Source organism: Acidiphilium sp. JA12-A1, from assembly GCF_000724705.2.
In the GTDB taxonomy this organism is placed as follows: domain Bacteria; phylum Pseudomonadota; class Alphaproteobacteria; order Acetobacterales; family Acetobacteraceae; genus Acidiphilium; species Acidiphilium multivorum.
The window spans coordinates 1-19,914 of the sequence record NZ_JFHO01000074.1 but is presented as its reverse complement, the minus strand read 5'-3'; the positions used below and the strand labels follow the sequence as shown (position 1 = coordinate 19,914).

The 19,914-nt window shown below is 68.8% G+C and carries 15 protein-coding genes and 1 pseudogene; 10 read left to right on the top strand and 6 right to left on the bottom strand.

The annotated features are described in order from the left end of the window. Positions 1-756, bottom strand: a pseudogene (locus RT91_RS14215) (hypothetical protein); the annotation flags it as partial. A 70-nt stretch (positions 757-826) separates the two neighbouring features. Between RT91_RS14215 and RT91_RS14210 the strand changes: the two are divergent. Next, the gene (locus RT91_RS14210; RefSeq protein WP_240314311.1) at positions 827-2,299 is read left to right on the top strand and encodes an AMP-binding protein; all 1,473 of its coding nucleotides are present in this window, start codon (positions 827-829) and stop codon (positions 2,297-2,299) included. Beyond that, positions 2,292-2,831, top strand: a complete 540-nt coding sequence (locus tag RT91_RS14205) for a DUF4442 domain-containing protein (protein WP_007424737.1) — start codon at positions 2,292-2,294, stop codon at positions 2,829-2,831. The genes RT91_RS14210 and RT91_RS14205 overlap by 8 nt, the downstream gene beginning before the upstream one ends. A 15-nt stretch (positions 2,832-2,846) precedes the next feature. Here the strand turns inward: RT91_RS14205 and RT91_RS14200 are convergent, their stop codons facing one another. From RT91_RS14200 to RT91_RS14185, 4 genes are all read right to left on the bottom strand, one after another. Further along, a complete protein-coding gene (locus RT91_RS14200) occupies positions 2,847-4,262 on the bottom strand; it encodes an aldehyde dehydrogenase family protein (protein WP_007424736.1) in 1,416 nt (471 codons plus the stop codon). Between the two features lie 25 nt (positions 4,263-4,287). After that, on the bottom strand, positions 4,288-5,913 hold the full coding sequence (locus RT91_RS14195) for a GMC family oxidoreductase (RefSeq protein WP_035187864.1): 1,626 nt from the start codon (positions 5,911-5,913) through the stop codon (positions 4,288-4,290). A gap of 114 nt (positions 5,914-6,027) precedes the next feature. Continuing rightward, the gene (locus RT91_RS14190) at positions 6,028-7,368 is read right to left on the bottom strand and encodes an OmpP1/FadL family transporter (protein WP_035187862.1); all 1,341 of its coding nucleotides are present in this window, start codon (positions 7,366-7,368) and stop codon (positions 6,028-6,030) included. A 422-nt stretch (positions 7,369-7,790) separates the two neighbouring features. Beyond that, positions 7,791-8,357 (bottom strand): YceI family protein, encoded by a 567-nt coding sequence (locus RT91_RS14185; protein ID WP_011942101.1) that lies wholly within the window; start codon positions 8,355-8,357, stop codon positions 7,791-7,793. A gap of 518 nt (positions 8,358-8,875) precedes the next feature. On the opposite strand from RT91_RS14185, the gene RT91_RS22315 reads away from it, so the two are divergent. The 8 genes from RT91_RS22315 (at position 8,876) to RT91_RS14145 (ending at position 19,296) form a co-directional block, all read left to right on the top strand. Further along, on the top strand, positions 8,876-10,099 hold the full coding sequence (locus RT91_RS22315; protein WP_240314310.1) for a hypothetical protein: 1,224 nt from the start codon (positions 8,876-8,878) through the stop codon (positions 10,097-10,099). A 352-nt stretch (positions 10,100-10,451) separates the two neighbouring features. Continuing rightward, positions 10,452-11,654 (top strand): alkane 1-monooxygenase, encoded by a 1,203-nt coding sequence (locus RT91_RS14175; protein WP_035187859.1) that lies wholly within the window; start codon positions 10,452-10,454, stop codon positions 11,652-11,654. 3 nt (positions 11,655-11,657) lie between these two features. Beyond that, positions 11,658-12,728 (top strand): 2Fe-2S iron-sulfur cluster binding domain-containing protein, encoded by a 1,071-nt coding sequence (locus RT91_RS14170; protein WP_035187857.1) that lies wholly within the window; start codon positions 11,658-11,660, stop codon positions 12,726-12,728. Positions 12,729-12,761: 33 nt separating this feature from the next. Next, positions 12,762-15,338 carry an acyl-CoA dehydrogenase gene (locus RT91_RS14165; protein WP_035187854.1) on the top strand — a complete coding sequence of 859 codons (2,577 nt, stop codon included), beginning with the start codon at positions 12,762-12,764 and terminating at the stop codon, positions 15,336-15,338. Beyond that, entirely contained in the window at positions 15,338-16,738 is a 1,401-nt protein-coding gene (locus RT91_RS14160; RefSeq protein WP_035187851.1) for a 3-oxoacyl-ACP reductase, read from the top strand. Before RT91_RS14165 ends, RT91_RS14160 begins: the two co-directional genes overlap by 1 nt. A 1-nt stretch (position 16,739) precedes the next feature. Next, entirely contained in the window at positions 16,740-17,672 is a 933-nt protein-coding gene (locus RT91_RS14155; RefSeq protein WP_035187847.1) for a MaoC family dehydratase, read from the top strand. Positions 17,673-17,683: 11 nt separating this feature from the next. Beyond that, positions 17,684-18,970 (top strand): acetyl-CoA C-acetyltransferase, encoded by a 1,287-nt coding sequence (locus tag RT91_RS14150; protein ID WP_035187867.1) that lies wholly within the window; start codon positions 17,684-17,686, stop codon positions 18,968-18,970. A gap of 11 nt (positions 18,971-18,981) precedes the next feature. Next, positions 18,982-19,296 carry an AMP-binding protein gene (locus RT91_RS14145; protein ID WP_035187843.1) on the top strand — a complete coding sequence of 105 codons (315 nt, stop codon included), beginning with the start codon at positions 18,982-18,984 and terminating at the stop codon, positions 19,294-19,296. On the opposite strand, the gene RT91_RS14140 is transcribed toward RT91_RS14145, so the two are convergent. Further along, on the bottom strand, positions 19,256-19,914 hold a 659-nt coding region (locus tag RT91_RS14140; protein ID WP_035187841.1), incomplete at its 5' end, for a transposase. The two genes, RT91_RS14145 and RT91_RS14140, sit on opposite strands and share 41 nt — an antisense overlap.

Genomic DNA, 19,914 nt, shown 5'->3' with positions numbered 1-19,914 from the left:
GTGATCCGACCGAGGTTTCGTCGGAGCAGACGACCCGCGCGCGGCGCAGTCGGGCGAGGATGGCACCGACATCGGCATCGAAGCCCGGCTTGGGCGGCGGCGGAATGCGGCATCGAGCGCGCCTTCGCTGATCGCCAAGCCGAACAACTCGGTGAACAGGCGCGACAGCCGCCGGTAGCTGACCGCATGGATGACGCGCAGGTAGATCGCGAGAGCCACGAGGTTGAGGCTGAATGGTGTGCCGGTCTCCATGCCTTCCGGGACGGCTGCCAGCGTGGTCGCCCCACAGCACGGACAATGGCCGGCATAGCGTTCGACGCGGGTGACGACCGGCTTGATCGGCGGCAGATCGATCTTGTCGTAGCGCTGCGCGAGGCGCTGATCCGCGTCAGTCAGCCCGGCACGGCAGTGCTGGCAATGCGCCGCCTTCGCGATCACCGTCTGATCGGGGTTCTCGGCAAGCAAGCGACCGCCACCCTCACGGCCGAGACTGCCTTTGCGGGGCCCCTTGCGCGGACTTTTCTCGGGCCGGTTTGGCTTCTGCCCGCGCGATGGCGGCAGGCTCGAATTGTCCGGCCGCTTCGGCGGTTCGTTTAGCCGCGCCTCCAACTCCGCAATCCGGCGTTCCGCATCCGAAAGCCGGATTGCCAGTTCCGCGTTCCTGCGCTCGGATGATTGCAACGCGTCCCATAGCGCGCGGATCAGCGCGTCTTTCTCAGCGTGCGATAGGAGAGACAGGTCAGGAAGCTCGTTCACGCCTCCCGTCGAATCGTATCCGCCGTGGTCACGTCAATTCACAATCGATTCAACTTATCGACGGACCAGGATGAGCAGATACCGCGTCGCGATCATGATGCCGAATTCCCTGCAATACCCGATCGCGGTGTTCGGCACGCTGCTCGCCGGCGGCACGGTGGTCAACGTCAACCCGCTCTACACGGCGCGCGAGCTGAACCACCAGCTGCGCGACAGCGGCGCGAAACTCCTCGTCGTGTTCGAGAACTTCGCCCGCACCGCCGAACAGGGCCTCGCCGGCACGGCGGTCGAGACGGTGGTGCTCACCGGCATCGGCGACCTGCTCGGCGGCCTCAAGGGCCCGGCGCTGAACTTCGTCCTCCGCCACGTCCAGAAGGCGGTGCCGAAGCATGGGCTGCGCGCGCGGCGCTTCCGTGCCGCCCTGGCGGAGGGCCGCCGCGCCGGCCTGCGCCCGGTCGAGCTCGGCCACGAGGACATCGCCTTCCTGCAATACACGGGCGGGACCACCGGCGTCGCCAAGGGGGCGATGCTCACCCATCGCAACATCATCGCCAACGTGCTGCAGGCCTTCGCCTGGAATGGCGACCAGTTCCACGGCGAGGGCGTGAACAATCTCACGCTGCTGCCGCTCTATCACATCTTCTCACTCACCGTTAACCTGTTCATGTTCATGGCGCTGGGCGGGCGCAACGTGCTGATCGCCAATCCGCGCGACACCAAGCGGGTGATGGGCATCATCCGCAACGAGAAGTTCGAGGGCATGGCCGGCATCAACACGTTGTTCAACAGCTTTCTCGACAACGAGGATTTCCGCCGGCTCGACTTCTCGAAGCTGCGCCTCGTCATCGCCGGCGGTGCGGCGACGCAGGCCGAGGTCGCGAAGCGCTGGCAGGAGGTCACCGGCCGGCCGATCAGCGAGGGCTACGGGCTGACGGAGTGTTCGCCGATCGTCTGCACCAACCCGATCGATCTCGACCATCCCGAACGCATGAGCTTCAACGGCACCGTCGGCCTGCCGCTGCCCTCGACCGAGGTCCGGCTGCGCCGCACCGACGGCGCCTGGGCCGGCATCGGCGAGGCGGGTGAGGTCTGCGTGCGCGGCCCGCAGGTGATGCGCGGCTACTGGCAGCGCCCGGACGAGACCGCCCGGGTGCTCGACGCCGAGGGCTGGCTCGCCACCGGCGATATCGGCATCATGGACGAGCGCGGCTTCCTCCGCCTGGTCGACCGCGCGAAGGACATGATCCTGGTCTCCGGCTTCAACGTCTATCCCTCCGAGATCGAGGAAGTCGTGATGATGCATCCCGACGTGCTCGAGGTCGCCGCCTTTGGCGTGCCGGACGCGGCCTCCGGCGAGCGCGTCAAGATCGTGGTCGTCCCGCGGTCCGACACCCTGACCGAGGCCGAACTGCTCGCGCATTGCCGGCGCAACCTCACCGGCTACAAGATGCCCAAGATCGTCGAGTTCCGCCACGAGGAGCTGCCCAAGACGCCGGTCGGCAAGATCCTCCGCCGCGAATTGCGGGCCCAGCACGATGCCTGACGGCGCGCGTCCGCCGGGCGACGCGGCCGGGCAGGGGCCCGATCGCGGCACCCTGCTTCACCGCGTCGGCGTCACCCCCGGGCGGATGCGCTGGGGCATGAACCTCTACCCGCCCTACCTGTTCTCCGGCATCCGCATCGATTCCATCTCGGCGGACTGGCGCCACTGCCGTGCCCGCATCGTGTTGCGCTGGTACAACCGCAACGCCGTCGGCACGATCTTCGGCGGCACCCTCTTCGCCGTGACCGACGGCCCCTGGGCGCTGATGCTGATGCGCCTCCTCGGCCCCGACTACTATGTGTGGGACCGCGCCGCCGACATCGAATATGTCAGCCCCGGCCGCGGCACCGTCTTCACCGAGTTCGCGATCCCGCCGGAACGCGAGGCCGAAATACGAACCGCCGCCGCCGGTGGCGAAAAGGTCGAGCCCTGGTTCGGCAACGAGATCCGCGACGCCGCCGGCACCCTCGTCGCCCGCGCCCGCCGCCAGCTCTACGTGCGGCTGAAGCCCCGGGCGCGCCCGCTCTCCTGAGCGCGCCCGGCCCGCTCAGGCCAGCCGCAGCACCGATTTCACCATCATCCGCACCCGCTTCGTATAGGGCGGGAACAGCATCGGCGTCGCCGAGGCCACATCCCTCAGCACCGCCCGCTCGTGGCTGAAGGCGCGGAAGCCGTAGAACCCGTGCGCGTTGCCGATCCCCGAATTGTTCACCCCGCCGAAGGGCAGGTTGCCGTGCAGGAAGTGCAGCATCGTCGTGTTGATGCCCACCCCGCCCGACGAGGTCTCGCCGATCACCCGGTCGGTGAAGCGCCGGTCGCGCGCGAAGAGATAGAGCGCCAGCGGCTTCGGCGCCGCGTTGATCGCCTCGATCGGCTCGGCGGCGTCGCGGAAGCGGATCACCGGCAGCACCGGGCCGAAGATCTCCTCCTGCATCACCGCCGACTCCCGCGGCGCGCCGGAAACGAAGGCCGGCGCGATCAGCCGCCGCGCCCGGTCCGCCGCCCCGCCCTCGACAGTCGCGCCCCGGCCGCGCGCATCGTCGAGCAGGCGCAGGATGCGGTCGAAATGCCGCTCGTTGACGATCCGCCCGTAATCCGCCCCCGGCGCCGCGCCATACATCCGCGCCGTCTCCGCCCGCACCCGGCGCACCAGCTCGTCATGCACCGCCTCATGGGCATAGAGATGGTCTGGCGCGATGCAGGTCTGCCCGCAATTGGTGAACTTGCCCCAGGCGATCGCCTTCGCCGCCTTCGCGAGATCCGCTCCCGCATCGACGATGACGGGCGACTTGCCGCCAAGCTCCAGCGTCACCGAGCTCAGGTGCCGCGCCGCCGCCGTCATCACCACCTTGCCGATCGCCGGGCTGCCGGTGAAGAAGATGTGGTCGAACGGCAGGTCGAGCAGCGCGGTGGCGATCGCGGCGTCGCCCTCCCGCACCGCCACCTCGTCCGGCGCGAAGATCTCCGCGAGCATGGCGGCAAGCGCCGCCGAGGTCGCCGGCGCCATTTCCGAGGGTTTCAGGATCGCGGTATTCCCCGCCGCGATCGCCGAGGCCAGCGGCCCGAGCGCCAGGTTCACCGGATAGTTCCACGGCGAGATGATCAGGCACACGCCGCGCGGCTCGTGGCGAATTCGTGCCCGCGTGCCGAAGGTGGTCAGCGTCGGCGCCGCGCGCTGCGGCTTCATCCACGATTTCAGATGCCGCCGCGCGTGGCGGATTTCCGAGAGCACCGGCAGGATCTCCGACAGGTCGGCCTCCGCCTCGGGCTTGCCGAGATCTTCCTGCAGCGCGGCGTAAAGCCGGGGCCGCCAGGCCTGCACCGCCGCCTCCAGCGCCCGCAGCTTCGCGATCCGCGCCTCCGCGCCCGAACTGCGGAGCGCGATCGCCCGCGCCTGCTGGCGGGCGAACAGCGTATCCAGCCCCGCGACACCATCCGGCATCATCGTCTCGATCATGTCCATTCCCACTCTCCTTGCTTCGGTCGCTTCAGACCATTGCCGCCGCCGGCTCGTTGCGCTCGGCGCGGATGAACCCCGCCGCCTTCTCGCCGATCACCATGCAGGGCGCGTTGGTATTGCCGCCGATCAGGCGCGGCATGATCGAGGCATCGGCGACCCGCAGCCCGTCGATCCCCCGCACGCGCAACCGGTCGTCGACCACGGCCATCTCGTCCTGGCCCATCCGGCAGGTGCCCACCGGATGATAGATGGTTTCCGCCGAGGCGCGAATGAAATCGACCAGCGCCGCGTCGTCCTGGCGCGCCGGCCCCGGATCGATCTCCCGCCCGCCGCTGAGGGCGGCGATCGCCGGGCTCGCCATGATCCGCCGGCCGAGCTTCAGCCCCGCGAGCAGCTCGCCGAGGTCGTCGGCATGGCTGAGATAGGCGGGATCGATCACCGGCTCGGCGTACGGGTCGGCGGAGCGCAGCGTGATGCTGCCGCGGCTCTTCGGCCGCAACTGGCAGCAATGCAGCGTCATCCCGTGGCCCCAGACCGGCTTGCGCCCGTGGTCGCGCAGGATCGTCGGCAGGAAGTGGAACTGGATTTCCGGCCGCCGCGATTCCGGCGTCAGCCGCGCGAACCCGCCCGCCTCCGCCGCGTTGGACTGGAACATCCCGGTCCCCTTGCGGCGATACTCGAAGAACGCCGCAACCGCGCGCGGCAGCGTGTTGCCCGCCACCCCCACCGAATTGCCGCTCCGGTCGGGCACGATCACCGACACGTCGAGATGGTCCTGCAGGTTGGCGCCGACGCCCGGAAGCTCATGCGCGAGTTCCACCCCGGCCCGCGCCAGCGCCGCCCGCGGCCCGATGCCCGAGAGCATGAGCAGTTGCGGCGAGTTGATCGCCCCGCCGCACAGGATCACCTCCCGCCGCGCCCCGATCCGCCGCATCGCCCCGCCGATCCGCACCTCGACGCCCACAGCCCGCGTCCCTTCGAGCAGCACCCGCGCGACATGCGCGCCGGTCTCGATCCGCAGGTTCGCCCGCTGGCGTATCCCGTCGAGGAACGCGCGGGAGGCGGAAAACCGCTTTCCATCCCTCTGCGTCACCTGATACGGGCCAACGCCCTCCTGCACCGCGCCGTTGAAATCCGCATTCGCCGGCAGCCCGGCCTCGACGCCGGCGCGGACGAACGCCGCCCCCAGCGGATTCGGATTGCGGAGATCGGCGACATTGAGTTCCCCCGCATCGCCGTGGAACGCATCCGCCCCGCGCTCGTTGCGCTCCATCGCCCGGAAGAGGGGAAACACGTCGTCCCACCCCCAGCCCGGCGCGCCGAGATCCCGCCACTCGTCGTAATCCTCGGGATGGCCGCGCATGTAGATCATCGCATTGATCGACGACGATCCGCCCAGCGTCTTGCCGCGTGGCCAGTAGAGCCGCCGGCCGTTCAGTTCCGCCTGCGGCGCGGTGTAGTAATACCAGTTATAGGTCCTGAACCGCAGCAGGCCGACAATGCCGAGCGGCGTGTCGATCATGCGCGACTTGTCCGGCTTCCCGGCTTCCAGCAGGCAGACGCGGACCTGCGGATCGGCACTCAGCCGGTTGGCGATCACCGCACCGGCCGAGCCGGCGCCTACCACCACGTAATCGAAACTCTCGCTGCTCACGCCTTGATGTCTCCTCCGTTGATTGCGCCCGCCGCCGGCGGCGGGAGCCGTTGCGGCCGGCGGCGGGGCGGGATGTTTGCCATCCTCTGTGCGGGCACGAAACGTGCGGGTGGTTCAGAAGCTCATGACCACGCCGGTCGAGAACACGTTGGCGCTCAGCGAATATGTGCCGTCCAGCGTGCCTGAATAGGTCGTCTGCGTCGTCCCGTTCGGTTGCAGGCCGACGCGGGTCTGGCTGATCGATCCGTTCTGGACGAAGATGTGCTGGTAGCCGGCCATCAGCGTCGCGTTCGGCAGCAGCCTGAAGCTCATGCCGGCGCTGAGCGAGGTGCGGTTCGCATCCGGCAGCAGATCCTGGCGGTATTTCGAAGTGACCGGGCTCTCGTCGTATCCGGCGCCGCCCATCAGCGTCAGCCGCCTCGTCGCCCGGTAATCGAAGCCGACGCCGACTGTCCAGCTGTTGCGGTAGTTGAACGGCGTATAGATCGCGCCATGGGTGAAATTCGCGGTCGACGGGTCGCTGATGATCAGCGACTGCTGCTGCGCCCAGTTGGTCCATTGGGCGCTGGCCATCACCGCGAGCCGCGGCGTCAGCCGCTGATAGACCCCGAAGGAGATCTGCTGCGGGAAGGTCCATTTGTCGGACGCGCTCGAGGCTGCGGGCGGCAGGCCGCCGAGCGAGGTCAGCAGCGAGTCCACCGCCGGCGGCACGATCGAGGGCAGCTGGATGCCGATCCGCTCGACGCCCTTCACGCTCTGGCTGATCCGCGAGCGGTAGTCGAGGCCGATCCGCGTGCCCGGCGCCGGGCGGTACATCACGCCGGCATTGTAGCCGAAGGCGTAGCTCTTGCCCGAGAACTGGCCGGCGGCGGGTTGCAGCACGCCGAGATTCTGGTCCAGGGCCAGGATGTTCTGGAAATAGTTGATCTCCGGACCGAAGCCGATCGAGAGGGTCCTGGTGATCGGAATCGCCAGCGACAGCCCGACCTGGATGGTGGTCAGCAGCGCCTCGGTGCCCTGATACTGGCCGACGAACCCGGGCCGATACTTGATCCGCCCGCCGATCGGCGTGGTGACCGAGAAGCCGAGCTTCATCCCGTGCGGCAGGCTGATGACGCCGAAACTCCCCGGCACCAGCGTGGATTCGACGAAGCCGGACGACGTGCCCTGGCCGAAATAGGGTTCATCGGTCCCGCTGAATTTCGATCTTATGTCGTAATAGTTGAAGGCGCCCTCGAACTGGTTGCCTTTCAGCATCACGAGTCCGGCAGGGTTGTAGAAGGCTGTCGAGGGCGTGGCGCTGACCGTCGCGCCGGCATAGGAGCGGGCGACCATTCCGGTGCTCTGATCGGCCAGGCCGAGCCCGGCCGCCTGCGCCAGACCGGGCACGGCGAGCGCAACGAGCAACGCGATCTGCGAGGAATTACGACAAATTAGAATTTTTCTTTCTTTCATTGACGATCTCCCAAAAAAGATATTTCCGTTTCATACCGTCAATTGACGTAATGGGCAACAACGAATCGTATGCTTGCCAGAACCGGCCGACCCATCGTGGTGCCAAGACATGCAAGGGCGGCAGAAAGTCACGCAACCGGTGCCCGAAAGTAAAACCGAAGAATTCCGCGTCGAACGGGCAGCAAAGGAAGGCGCAACTCGCCTCCCGCAAGATGAATGTTTCGAAACGGTTCGTAACATGACAGCGCCTCCCGCAGCCCTCCGGCGTCAGGCCTTGCCGGAGCGGCGGCTGGCTGTGCCGGCATCTGTCATGCGCCGGCAGATGCGCGGGCCGATCATGCTCGGCCACGCGCCGTGTTACGGAAACAGCGGTCCCTTGCGGCCTGCTCGCGCAAGGCCGGACGGGACTTCCGCGGGCCGGCTCAGTTCGCCGGCTTGGGCGGCTTGCCGGTCAGCGAGATGTCGTTCGTGACGGTGATCACCTTGCCGACCATCAGCTTCAATCCGTCGAGTCCCCAGTTGTAGCGGTCGAGTTTGCCGACCGAGTCGAATCCCACCAACTTGCCGTTAGCCATCCGCTCGGTGAGTTTCATGGCGAACGGATGGGTCTGCCCGTGCATGGTCAGCTTGCCGTCGAGTTCCGTGCCGTTCTTCGCGCAGTCGCCGATATAGCTCGTCTGCGGATACTGTTTCGGATCGAGGAATGCCTTCGACATGACCTGTCCCCGCACGATCGCGTTGGGCAGCGCGAGGCTGCTGGTCACGAACGTGACGTCGATGTGGCAGGTCTTCGCGGCGGGATCGAAGGTGAGCGTGCCGGAAAGCTGGCGATAGGTGCCGGTGATCGTGAACAGCACCGCGGTCGAGTGCGTCTGCGACAACATGTTGCCCGGCGTGAGTTGCAAGAGTTCGTTCCCCGCACGCGCCGTCCCGGCAGCTGCCATCATCCCGCCCAACGCGAGGGCAGCGCAAGCCGCGATCCGCTTCATGATTGTTTCCTCCATATATAACGATATGTGGCAAAACATGCCATATACGTAAAGGACAAACAACTCTTTTTAGATGGAATCCACATAAATTGAACAAATGTTAATAATCGTCATAACAATTCTCCGGAAAATACAATCGCTGACTGCACGTTATGCGGGTGCGCTAAAACCCTAGGTTGTCTTTTTGTTATGAAATGGCTGGTCGTGTCCAGGGGCAGTTCGGAGGTCCACGTGCGGCCGCCGTTACGGAGGGCGGCTTGTGATGCGCCGGCTGACGGCATGCCCACGATGACAGCCTAACCTGCTGAAATATAACGATATCAATTCGATATTTTTCACTTGGTCTGGAATATTATTTCTTTTTTGGAAAAAGTTATGAAAATTGAAACCAATCCGCGCAGATCGTGGTATGCTGTTTCATAAGGTGACAAAGTAGTTGTCGCCTGTGACATTCCGACTCCCCTGAGACGCGGGCTAACGGAATGGATTTTGAAAACGCGCGAGGAGTTTTTTTAACAATGAGCAAGTCTATACGGAAGGCGACGTCCAGGGCGCTGATGTGCACGGTCGGGCTCGGCTCCGCGCTGGCGCTGGCCGGCTGCGGTTCGAACGGCGGGTCGATGGCCAGCACGGGCGGCACCAGCGGCACCGGAGCCGGCGTTGTCAGCACGGCCAGCACGACCGCCGGAGCCGCCGCGGGCGCGCCGGTGAGCACGGCCGGCAACACGGTGGCCTCTGCGGGCACCCAGTTGTCGTCGCTCGGCACCAAGACCGGCGGCCCGGTCGGTTCGATCGTGAACGGTCTCGGTGGCACGGTGACCCAGACGGGCGACCTGCTGAGCAGCAACGGTTCGACCCTGAGCACCAGCGGCCTCACCGGCCTGCCCGTCGTCGGGCCGACGGTCACCGGCGTCGCCGACGCGGTCGATCCCGTCAGCAACGCCCTCGCCAATGTCAGTGTGTTGAACACCTCGACGGGTTCGCCCAGCGTGACGCCGCTGATCAGCGCCAACGTGCTGAGCACGACGCCGCAGGCGAATTCCCCGGTGCAGGTCGGCGTGCTGTCGAACGGGCAGGTGGTTCAGCTCAAGGCGGGCTCGCTCAACACGGCGACGCTGCCGGTGGCCTCGACGCTGCTGGCGACGGCGAACCAGAGCCTGGGCGGCGCCGCCGGCGGCGGGGTGGACACGCTGGCCAACGGCGCCGGCAACGTGCCCGTGCTGGGCGGGGCGGTGAAGGGCGCGCTGGTGACGGCGAGCAACGCGATCGGCGGCACGAGCACGCCGGGCGGCACGTCGCTTGGCCAGACGCTGACGAACCTGACGGGTTCGGCATCGGGTGCGCTCGGCACTGGCGCGGCGACGCTGACCGGCGCCACCGGCACGGCGATCGGCTCGCTGCCCTCGACCTCGCCGCTGGGCGGCGTGACCGGCACCGGCCTTGGCACGGTGACCGGCGTGGTCGGCCAGGTGATCAACACGGCGACCGGCGCCCTGCCCACCGGCGGCTCGACCACCAGCGCCACTGGCGCGCTCGCGCCGCTCACCGGCACGCTCGCCACGGCCACCAGCACCCTGCCCACGGGCGGTTCGACGACCGGCACGACCACCCTGTTGGCACCGGTGACCGGCGCGCTAACGGCGGTGACGGGCACGCTCTCCAGCGCCACGGGAACCACGGGCAGCACGAGCCCGCTTGCGCCCGTGACCGGCCTTCTGTCCGGTTTGACAAGCAAGCTGTAAGACCGCGTGAGGGGCGGCGCCGTCAGCGTCGCCGCCCCGGCCGGCTTCGTCATGCCGGCGCCATTCCTGAAGCCCGGCCTCTAGATCTCTCCGCGCCGGCGCATGCCTCTGCCGAGCGCGGCTGGTGGCGGCGATTCGCAGGTGATCCTCCGCGTCGTCGGCAGCGTGCCGGCCCGCAAATGTGCCGCGACCGGCACTGGCCCCGCAGCGCTCGTGGCAGTCCTCATAAATTGATCAAAATCCCAAAAACAGGATTAATTCGCCTAAACTATCCAAAAAATAACTTGCATCAGGGCAAAACTATCGTTTACGTCAACGTGCTCTCCAAAACATAAACAGGAGCGTCCAGCCCATGCAAGCCACAGCAAGATCGCTTTCGATCACCGCCATCGCCGTCGTCTTCACCGCCCTGATGACTCTGGGCGGGTGGCATTATTTCATTGCCGCGGCGATCATCACCGCCGTCTTCGTCGGTCTCGACCTCGTCGGCGGCATGGAACTTTCCGATCCGGTCTATCGCAACCCGACGCAGATGAACCTCCAGCTCTATCTCGTCCTGCCGCTGATGGTGGTCTACCTCGTCTTCTACGCCTGGTTCCTTGGCGGCTATCTCGGCGTTCGCGGCGACACGCTGGGGCTCGGCCACGCCTATGCGGCGCTGACCGGCGTCGACCTGCTCGCCGCCCGCGCGCATGTCACCCTGATCGAGCTCGTCGTCGGCGCCTATGCGCTCGGCACGATCTGGGCGGGATTCGGCACCGTGGTCGGCCACGAACTCACGCACCGCACATGGAGCCGGCCGGCCATGCTGGTCGGCCGCTGGCTGCTGGCGCTCACCTCGGATGCGAGCTTCTCGATCGAGCATGTCTACGGACACCACGCCAATCTCGGCACGCCGAAGGACCCGGCCACCGCCTATCGCGGCGAATCCGTCTATCACTTCATCGTCCGCTCCACCCTCGGGCAGATCGCCGGCGCCTGGCACATCGAGGCGGCGCGGCTGAAGCGGCTCGGCCGACCGGTCTGGAGCCCGCGCAACCGCATGTTCACCGGCTGGCTGATGACCCTCGCCTATGCCGGACTTTTCCTCCTCTTCGCCGGCTGGGTCGGCGTCGCCGTTTTCTTCGCGACATCGCTGTTCGGCAAAAGCTATCTCGAGGCGGTCAACTATATCGAGCATTACGGCATCGTCCGCGTGCCGGGCGCGCCGATCGAGCCGCGGCATTCGTGGAACTGCAACCACCGCGTCTCCTCGTGGCTGCTGTTCAACCTCACCCGCCACTCGCATCACCACGCCATGGGCGACAAGCCCTACTGGGAACTCCGCTCCTATCCCGACGCGCCGATGATGCCGTTCGGCTACCTGACGATGATCTATCTTGCGCTATTGCCCTCGGTCTTCCGGCGCATCGTCCATCCGCTGGTGCTCGACTGGGACCGCCGCTACGCGATCCCCGCCGAATTCCCGCTGATCGAGGCGGCGAATGCCCGCAGCGGCGTGCCCGAGTTTGCCGCCTCCCGCGCGCATCTCGCGACCCTTGCCGCGGCGGAGTGAGCGATGGGGCTTCTCGACCGTCTCTTCGGCGGCAGGCAGGGCGCGGCGAGCGTCCGCGTCCTGCCCGCGGATCTCAGCTTCGACGTGCCGCCGAAGCAGACCATCCTGCAGGCCGCGCTCGACCAGGGCATCGCCTATCCGCACAGCTGCCGCGTCGGCTCCTGCGGCACCTGCAAGACCCGGCTGGTCGAGGGCGAGGTGCGCGAACTCACCGACAAATCCTACCTCCTGACCGACGAGGAGATGCGCGCCGGCGTCATCCTCGCCTGCCAGTCGGTGCCGAAGGGCCCGGTCGTTCTCGAGAACGACCGGCTTTCCCTCGGCGGCCCCCGGCATGACGTGGTCGTTGCCCGCGCCACCATCGCAGCACTCGACCGCATGACGTCGGACATCATGCGCCTGTCGGTGACGCTCGATGCCCCGCTCGCCTACACCGCCGGCCAGTATGCCGAGCTGGCCCGGCCCGGCGACGAGGCGCGGCAGTTCTCCTTCATCGACCCGCCCTCCGGCCCGGAGGCGGCCACCGCCCGCTTCTTCATCCGCCACGTCCCCGGCGGCGCCTTCACCTCGTGGCTGTTCGAGACGGCGAAGCCGGGCGATACGCTCGACCTGCGCGGCCCGTTCGGCGATTTCTGGCTCCGCCCCGGCACGGCCCCCATCGTCGCCATCGCCGGCGGATCGGGGCTCGGCCCGATCAGGGCGGTGCTCGAACAGGCGCGGGCCGACCGCGTGCCGCGCGACGCGATCCTGATTTTCGGTGTCCGCACCAGGGCCGATCTCTACGCGCTCGACGAGATTTCGCTTCTCACCCGCAGCTGGATTTCCCGTTTCACTTTCGTGCCGGTGCTCTCGGCCGAGCCGGCCGGCTCGGACTGGTCCGGCGCGCGCGGCTTCGTGCACGAGCATCTCGCCGCGCTCGGCGCCGCACTTGCCGGCCATCAGGCCTATCTCTGCGGGCCGCCCGTGATGATCGACGCCGCTCTGCCGGTGCTGCGCGCGGCGGGCATCGCGGCGGCCGACATCCATTACGACGCCTTCACCGACCGCTCGACCGGCGCGATCGCCGCGGCCTGAGCGACGGAGACCCGGAAAAGGGAGATTGACGACATGGACTGGATCACTGCCCTCTGGTGGCTCGCCGGCATTGCCGGCGCCGGCGCCCTCATTGCCGCGCGGCGCCCCGCGCGGCTGTTTCTTGCCGGCCTCCTGGCTTGGCTGGTGATCGGCTGGCTGATCGGCGCCGCCGGCTGGATCGCGAGCGTCATCCTGCTGGCCGTCATCGGCGCGCCGGCGGCCCTGCTGTCGGCGACCGGCACCCGCGAGCGCCTGCTCAGCCGCCGCCTGCTGCCCGTCTTCCGCCGCATCATGCCGAAGATGAGCGAGACCGAGCGCAGCGCCATCGAGGCCGGCTCCGTCTGGTGGGATGCCGAGCTCTTCGCCGGCCGTCCCGACTGGTCGAAGCTGCTCGCCACCCCGAAGCCGGTGCTCAGCCCGGAGGAACAATCCTTCCTCGACAACGAGACCGAGCGCCTCTGCGACCTCGCCAATGACTGGGACAGCACTCAGATCTGGCAGGACATGCCGCCCGCCGCCTGGGACTATGCCAAGGAAGCCGGCTTCCTCGGCATGATCATCCCCCGATCGTATGGCGGCAAGGGCTTCTCGGCACTCGCGCATTCCGCGGTGGTCACCAAGCTCGCCACCCGCTGCTCGGCCGCGGCGGTCTCGGTCATGGTCCCCAACTCCCTCGGCCCGGCCGAACTTCTCCTCCATTACGGCACCGAGGAGCAGAAGAACCACTATCTCCCGCGCCTCGCCCGCGGCGAGGACGTGCCCTGCTTCGCCCTCACCAACCCCTATGCCGGCTCCGACGCCGCCTCGATCACCGACACGGGCATCGTCGTCCGCCGCATGTGGGAAGGCCGCGAGACCCTCGGCTTCCTGGTCTCCTGCGACAAGCGCTACATCACCCTCGCCCCGGTCGCGACCGTGGTCGGCCTCGCCTTCCGCGTCCGCGATCCCGAAGGCCTGCTCGGCGACAATCCCGAGCCCGGCATCACCTGCGCGCTGATCCCGCGCGCGCATCCCGGCCTCGAGATCGGCCGTCGCCACTGGCCGCTCAACGCCGTCTTCCAGAACGGCCCGATCCGCGCGCAGGACATGTTCGTCCCGATCGACATGGTCATCGGCGGCCAGGCCCAGGTCGGCAGGGGCTGGCGCATGCTGATGGAATGCCTCGCCGCCGGCCGCGCCATCTCGCTGCCCTCCTCGGCCACCGGCGCGGCCAAGATCGCCACCAACGGCACCAGCGCCTATGCCGCCATCCGCCGCCAGTTCAACATGCCGGTCGGCCGGTTCGAGGCGATCGAGGAGCCGATGGGCCGCATGGGCGGCCACCTCTACGCCATGGACGCCACCCGCAAGCTCTCCGCCGTCGCCATCGATATCGGCGAGAAGCCCTCGGTCATCTCCGCCATCGCCAAATACCACATGACCGAACGCGGCCGCATGGTGGTGGCCGATGCGATGGACATCGCCGGCGGCAAGGCCATCTGCATGGGCCCCGGCAACTTCCTCGCCCGCGCCTGGCAGCAGATCCCGATCGCGATCACGGTCGAGGGCGCGAACATCATGACCCGCAGCCTGATCATCTTCGGCCAGGGCGCGATCCGCTGCCATCCCTACATCCTCAGGCTGATGCACGCCGGCGCCGAGAGCGACGGCCGCAAGGCGCTGCGCGACTTCGACCGCGCCTTCTTCGGCTACATGGGCTTCGTCGCCAGCAACGCGCTGCGCGCCGGCCTCGCCGGTCTTGGCGTCCGCCGCCGCGCGCCGAAAGGTGCGGCGCCCGAACTCGCCCGCTACTACCGCGCGGCCGACCGTCTCTCCGTCGTCCTCGCCCTGTCGTCGGACATCGCGATGGCAACCCTCGGCGGCGCGCTCAAGCGCAAGGAAAGCGTCACCGCCCGCCTCGGCGACGTGCTGAGCCAGCTCTACATCCTCTCCGCCGTGCTCAAGCGCTACGAGGATGACGGCCGCCCCGGCGCCGACCTGCCGCTGGTCCACTGGGCCGCGCAGGACGCCCTGCACCGCGCCCACACCGCCCTGCGCGAGCTCTACGCGAACTACCCGATCCGCCCGGTCGGAATTGCGCTCCGCCTGCTCTGCTTCCCCTTCGGTGTGCCGGCCGCGGCACCCTCCGACCGCCTGCATGCCGAGATCTCCGCGCTCCTGCGCGAGATGGGGCCGACCCGCGCGCGTCTTTTCGAAGGTGCGTGGCAGCCGCGCCCGGACATCGAGCCGCTGCTCGGCGCCCTCGAACCCGCCGCGATGGCCTATCCGCGCATCGAGGCGATCGAGCGCCGCCTGAAGGACTCGATCCGCGCCGGCACCATCGGCCGCCTGCCGCAGGCCCTGCCGCTGCTCGTCGACTGGGCCGGCGAGGCGCGGCAGAAGGGCCTGATCGACGCGGAAGAGGCCGAACTGATCCGCACCTTCGCCGACAACGCGGCGAAGGTCATCGCGGTCGATGATTTCCCGCAGGATTTCGGCATGGCGGAAGCCCTGCAGACCCGCGCCGCCTACTGGGCCGAGCGCGATGGCGGCGAGGCGCCCGGCATCGCCCGGATCGGCAGGGGCGGCGCGAAGGCGCGGTCGTCGCGCGCACCGACGGCGGCCGAATGATGGCTGACCGCTACCTCGCCTTCGCCAACCGTCCGCTCGGCCGCTTCCTCACCGGCCGGCTGGGGCTGCCGCAGCCCCGTCCGCTGTTGCGCCACGTCGAGGGGCAGCCCGCGGTGATCGGCCCGGTCCTCGCCGGCGCCGCCCCCGGCGGCCGTCTCGCCGCGGCCGTGGTCGCGACCCTCGCCGGCACGCCGGCCGCGATGCTGTTCGAGGGCGATGCCGCCGACTGGCCGGGTCTCGCCGCCCGCCACGGCGTCATGGCGGCGCGCTTCCTGCCGGGGCAGAGCGGGCGCGCCGGATCGGCGGTGTTCGATGCGACCGGCATCGCCGATCCGGCCGGGCTCGACGCGCTCTACACCTTCTTTCACCGCGTGATCCGCGAGATCGCGCCGGACGGCCGCATCGTCGTCCTCGGCGCGCCGCCGGAAACCTGCGCCGACGCCGATGCAAGGGTCGCCCAGCGCGCCCTCGAAGGCTTCACCCGCTCGCTCGGCAAGGAGGCGCGGCGCAACATCGCGGTGCAGCTCGTCCGCGTCGCCGCCGATGCCGATGCCGCCGCGCTCGACAGCACGCTCCGCTTCTTCCTCTCCCGCCGCAGCGCCTATGTCTCGGGACAGGTCGTCCACGTCGCGGCGCCGGTCGTGGACCTGCCCGAATCCGCGCCGCGCGCCCATCGGGGCCGCCGCGTTCTCGTCACCGGCGCCGCCCGCGGCATCGGTGCCGCCATCGCCGAAGCCTTCGCCCGCGAAGGGGCGAAGGTCGTCGCCCTCGACGTGCCCCAGGCCGGGGCCGACCTGCTTTCCCTCGCCCAGCGCCTCGGCGGCAGCCGCCTCGCCCTCGACATCACCGATCCCGCTTCGGATGCCGCGATCCTCGAGGACGCCGCGACCCATGGCGGCTACGACGTCGTCGTCCATAATGCCGGCATCACCCGCGACCGCACCATCGCCCGCATGAGCCGCGCCGAATGGGACCAGGTCATGCAGGTCAACCTGCTGGCCCCGCTGCGCATCACCGAAGCCCTGCTCGGCGCCGGCGCGCTCGGGCCCAACGGCCGCATCGTCGGCGTCTCCTCGATCGCCGGGATCGCCGGCAATGTCGGCCAGACCAACTATGCCGCGACCAAGGCCGGCGTGATCGGCATGGTCGATGCGCTCGCCCCGCGCCTTGCCGCGCGCGGGGCCACGATCAACGCCGTCGCCCCCGGCTTCATCGAGACCCGGATGACCGCCGCCATCCCCTTCGCCATCCGCGAGGCCGGACGGCGGATGAACGCGATGGGGCAGGGCGGCCTGCCGGAAGATGTCGCCGAGACCATCCTCTGGCTCGCCGAGCCGCGCAGCGCCGGGGTCAACGGCAACATCGTCCGCGTCTGCGGCCAGAGCCTGCTGGGCGCCTGAGATGGAGGCCGTCCCGATCCCGGCCGGCAGCATCGCGCCCGCGCCGGACCCCGATCCCTGGCGCGCCGCGCCGCAGGAAACGCTGAAGGCCGTGCCCGCCGCCGGCGCCATCCGCCGCCGGGCCCTTGCCACGCTGCTCCGCCGCGGCGCCGCCGGCGCGCCCGATCCCGTGGTGCTCCGCCGCCGCGCCGTGATCGACGCCCGCCGCGCCCATGCCTACGCGGCGCTCTGCGGCTTCGGCGAGCGCTGTGGCATCCCGCCGACCTTTCCGCACCTCCTCGGCTTCCCGCTGCACATGGCGCTGCTGCTGCGCCCCGGTTTTCCTTTCCCGGTCATCGGCCTCGTGCATCTGGAAAACACCATCCGCCAGCACGTCCGCCTCGAGTCCGCAGACGCGCTGGAGATCGAGGCCCGCTTCGCCGGCTGGCTCGCCCACGACAAGGGGCAGGCCCTCGCGATCGACACCCGCGCGCTCCGTGCCGGCAGCCTCGTCTGGGAGAGCCGCAGCGTCTATCTCCGCCTCGGCGCGCGCGACATCCGGGGCCGCCCGCACCAGCCGGTGGCGACGCCGGATGTCCCGCTCTCCACGATGCTGCGGCTCGACCTGCCGGCCTCCCTCGGCCGGCGCTACGCCACGGTCTCGGGCGATGCCAACCCGATCCACACCTCGGCGGCGGCGGCGCGGCTGTTCGGCTTTCCCCGGCCGATCGCCCACGGCATGTGGAGCAAGGCCCGCGCCATCGCCGCCCTGCTGCCAAATGCCCCGGTCGAGACCCTCACCGCCGCGATCGCCTTCAAAACTCCCGCCTTCCTGCCCGGCGGCGCCTGCCTGATGGCCGGCCCGCCCGGCGGCACCCGCCTGATCGAACTGCGCGACCGGCGCGAGACGAAGCCGCATCTGCGCGGCACGCTCGCCTTCCGCGCCGCCGCCTGATGGAGACATCGATGCTCACCGCCCCCTCGCTCCGCCGCGTCGCGATCATCGGCGGCACGCGCATTCCCTTCGCCCGCGCCAACACCGCCTATGCCGAGGCCTCCAACCAGGACATGCTGACCGCCGCCCTGCAGGGCCTGGTCGACCGCTACCGCCTCGGCGGCGAACGGCTCGGCGAGGTCGTCGCCGGCGCCGTGCTCAAGCACAGCCGCGACTTCAACCTCACCCGCGAGGCGGTGCTCTCCACCACGCTCGGCCACGACACCCCAGCCTATGACATCCAGCAGGCCTGCGGCACCGGGCTCGAAGCGGCCCTGCTGGTCGCCAGCAAGATCGCCCTCGGCCAGATCGACGCCGGCATCGCCGGCGGGGTCGACACCACGTCCGACGCGCCGATCGCGCTCAACGAAAAGCTGCGCAAGCTGCTGCTCAAGGCCAATCGCGGCCGCACCACCGCCGAGAAGGCGAAAACCCTCGCCGGCATCCGCCCGTCCATGCTGCTCCGCCCGGCGCTGCCGCGCAACGCCGAGCCGCGCACCGGCCTGTCGATGGGCGAGCATTGCGAGCAGATGGCGAAACGCTGGCGCATCCCCCGCTCCGCCCAGGACGAGCTCACCGTCGCCAGCCATCGTAACCTCGCCGCCGCCTACGGGCGCGGCTTCTTCAACGACCTCATCGTGCCGTTTCGCGGCCTGACGAAGGACGGCAATCTCCGCCCCGACATCGACCCGGCGAAGCTCGCGGCGATGCCGCCGGTGTTCGACCGCAAGGGCGGCACCATGACCGCCGCCAACTCCACCCCGCTGACCGACGGCGCCGCCGTCGTCCTGCTCGCCTCCGAGGAGTGGGCGCGCGCGCGGAACCTGCCGATCCTCGCCTATCTGCGCGCCGGCGAGGCGGCGGCCGTCGATTTCGTCGATGGCGAGGAAGGCCTGCTGATGGCGCCCGCCTATGCCGTGCCGCGCCTGCTCGGCAAGCTCGGCCTCGCCCTGCAGGATTTCGATTTCTACGAAATCCACGAGGCTTTCGCCGCCCAGGTGCTCTCGACCCTGGCCGCCTGGGAGAGCCCCGATTACGCGCGCGACCGCCTCGGGCTCGACGCCCCGCCAGGCGCCATCGACCGCGCGCGGCTCAACGTCAACGGCAGCTCGCTCGCCACCGGCCATCCCTTCGCCGCGACCGGCGGGCGGATTCTGGCGACGCTGGCGAAGATGCTGGCCGAAAAGGGCGCCGGGCGCGGCCTGATCTCGATCTGTGCCGCGGGCGGGCAGGGTGTCGTCGCAGTGGTGGAGCGCTGAGGGAAAGTGATATGACCGATACGATGCAGGACAATGTCGAAACCGACGGAATCTGGTTCGCCTCCTACCGCAAAGGGGTGCCGCACGACATTGGCGACGAGCTCGCGCGCACGCCGTCGCTCAACCACATGCTCGAAACCTGGGCGCGGACCTATGCCACGCGCGAGGCCTTCGTCAGCATCGGCACGCCGATGACCTACGCCGAAACCCACGCCCGCGCCCGCGCCTTCGCCGGCTTCCTGCAGGCGCGCGGAATCGCGAAGGGCGACCGCGTCGCGTATCTGCTCAACCCGGTAGGGGGGCGATGGGCAGTGATGCTCCGGTGACGGCGTTTTTGATAGCGGTGTAGGCATCAAGGCCGTGCCGCGCGGCGGTCCCGACGACGGATCGGACGTTGGCGAAGAAATCGGCGCCCCAGTTGGATCGGAACCCTCCGGTGACCTTGCGATATGTCGCGGTAGGCCGGAGTTCGCGCTCGGAGCCGTTGTTGTCCGCGGCGATATCCGGGTGGTCGAGGAAGGTGAAGAGATGATCACGAACCTTGCCGTATCGTCGGCGCAATCGTCTGCCGTGGTGGTTGATCGGGGCGAGCGCCATGACGGCGTCGAGATCATGGTCGAGGCGCCGCCGCCAGGCGCGTCTTGTAGCGTCCGCGAGCGTGCGATGGCGCCGCGCCAGCACGACGGCGCGGAGCAGCAGGGCCTTCATTCTGGGTGCGAAGATCGTATCACCCGCCTCGATCGCGAATTTGCAGTCCCGGAGTTGGTGGGCGAGGCAAATCTGCCAGTCATCGGCATGACCGCGCTGGGCGCCATAGAGATCGGAGATCCAGATAGCGGGGCGATGGCCGTCCATTACCTCCGCGACGACGTTGGCGCCCCGGCTTGGCCGGATCACATGGATGACGACTTCGTCGTTCTGAAATACCCAGTTCCAGTGGTCCG

Coding starts and splice junctions, on each gene's coding strand:
- RT91_RS14170 (WP_035187857.1), top strand. CDS start 11,658: ATGGGGCTTCTCGACCGTCTCTTCGGCGGCAGGCAGGGCGCGGCGAGC.
- RT91_RS14210 (WP_240314311.1), top strand. CDS start 827: ATGAGCAGATACCGCGTCGCGATCATGATGCCGAATTCCCTGCAATAC.
- RT91_RS14175 (WP_035187859.1), top strand. CDS start 10,452: ATGCAAGCCACAGCAAGATCGCTTTCGATCACCGCCATCGCCGTCGTC.
- RT91_RS14155 (WP_035187847.1), top strand. CDS start 16,740: ATGGAGGCCGTCCCGATCCCGGCCGGCAGCATCGCGCCCGCGCCGGAC.
- RT91_RS14185 (WP_011942101.1), bottom strand. CDS start 8,357: ATGAAGCGGATCGCGGCTTGCGCTGCCCTCGCGTTGGGCGGGATGATG.
- RT91_RS14150 (WP_035187867.1), top strand. CDS start 17,684: ATGCTCACCGCCCCCTCGCTCCGCCGCGTCGCGATCATCGGCGGCACG.
- RT91_RS14145 (WP_035187843.1), top strand. CDS start 18,982: ATGACCGATACGATGCAGGACAATGTCGAAACCGACGGAATCTGGTTC.
- RT91_RS14205 (WP_007424737.1), top strand. CDS start 2,292: ATGCCTGACGGCGCGCGTCCGCCGGGCGACGCGGCCGGGCAGGGGCCC.
- RT91_RS22315 (WP_240314310.1), top strand. CDS start 8,876: ATGAGCAAGTCTATACGGAAGGCGACGTCCAGGGCGCTGATGTGCACG.
- RT91_RS14160 (WP_035187851.1), top strand. CDS start 15,338: ATGGCTGACCGCTACCTCGCCTTCGCCAACCGTCCGCTCGGCCGCTTC.
- RT91_RS14190 (WP_035187862.1), bottom strand. CDS start 7,368: ATGAAAGAAAGAAAAATTCTAATTTGTCGTAATTCCTCGCAGATCGCG.
- RT91_RS14200 (WP_007424736.1), bottom strand. CDS start 4,262: ATGGACATGATCGAGACGATGATGCCGGATGGTGTCGCGGGGCTGGAT.
- RT91_RS14165 (WP_035187854.1), top strand. CDS start 12,762: ATGGACTGGATCACTGCCCTCTGGTGGCTCGCCGGCATTGCCGGCGCC.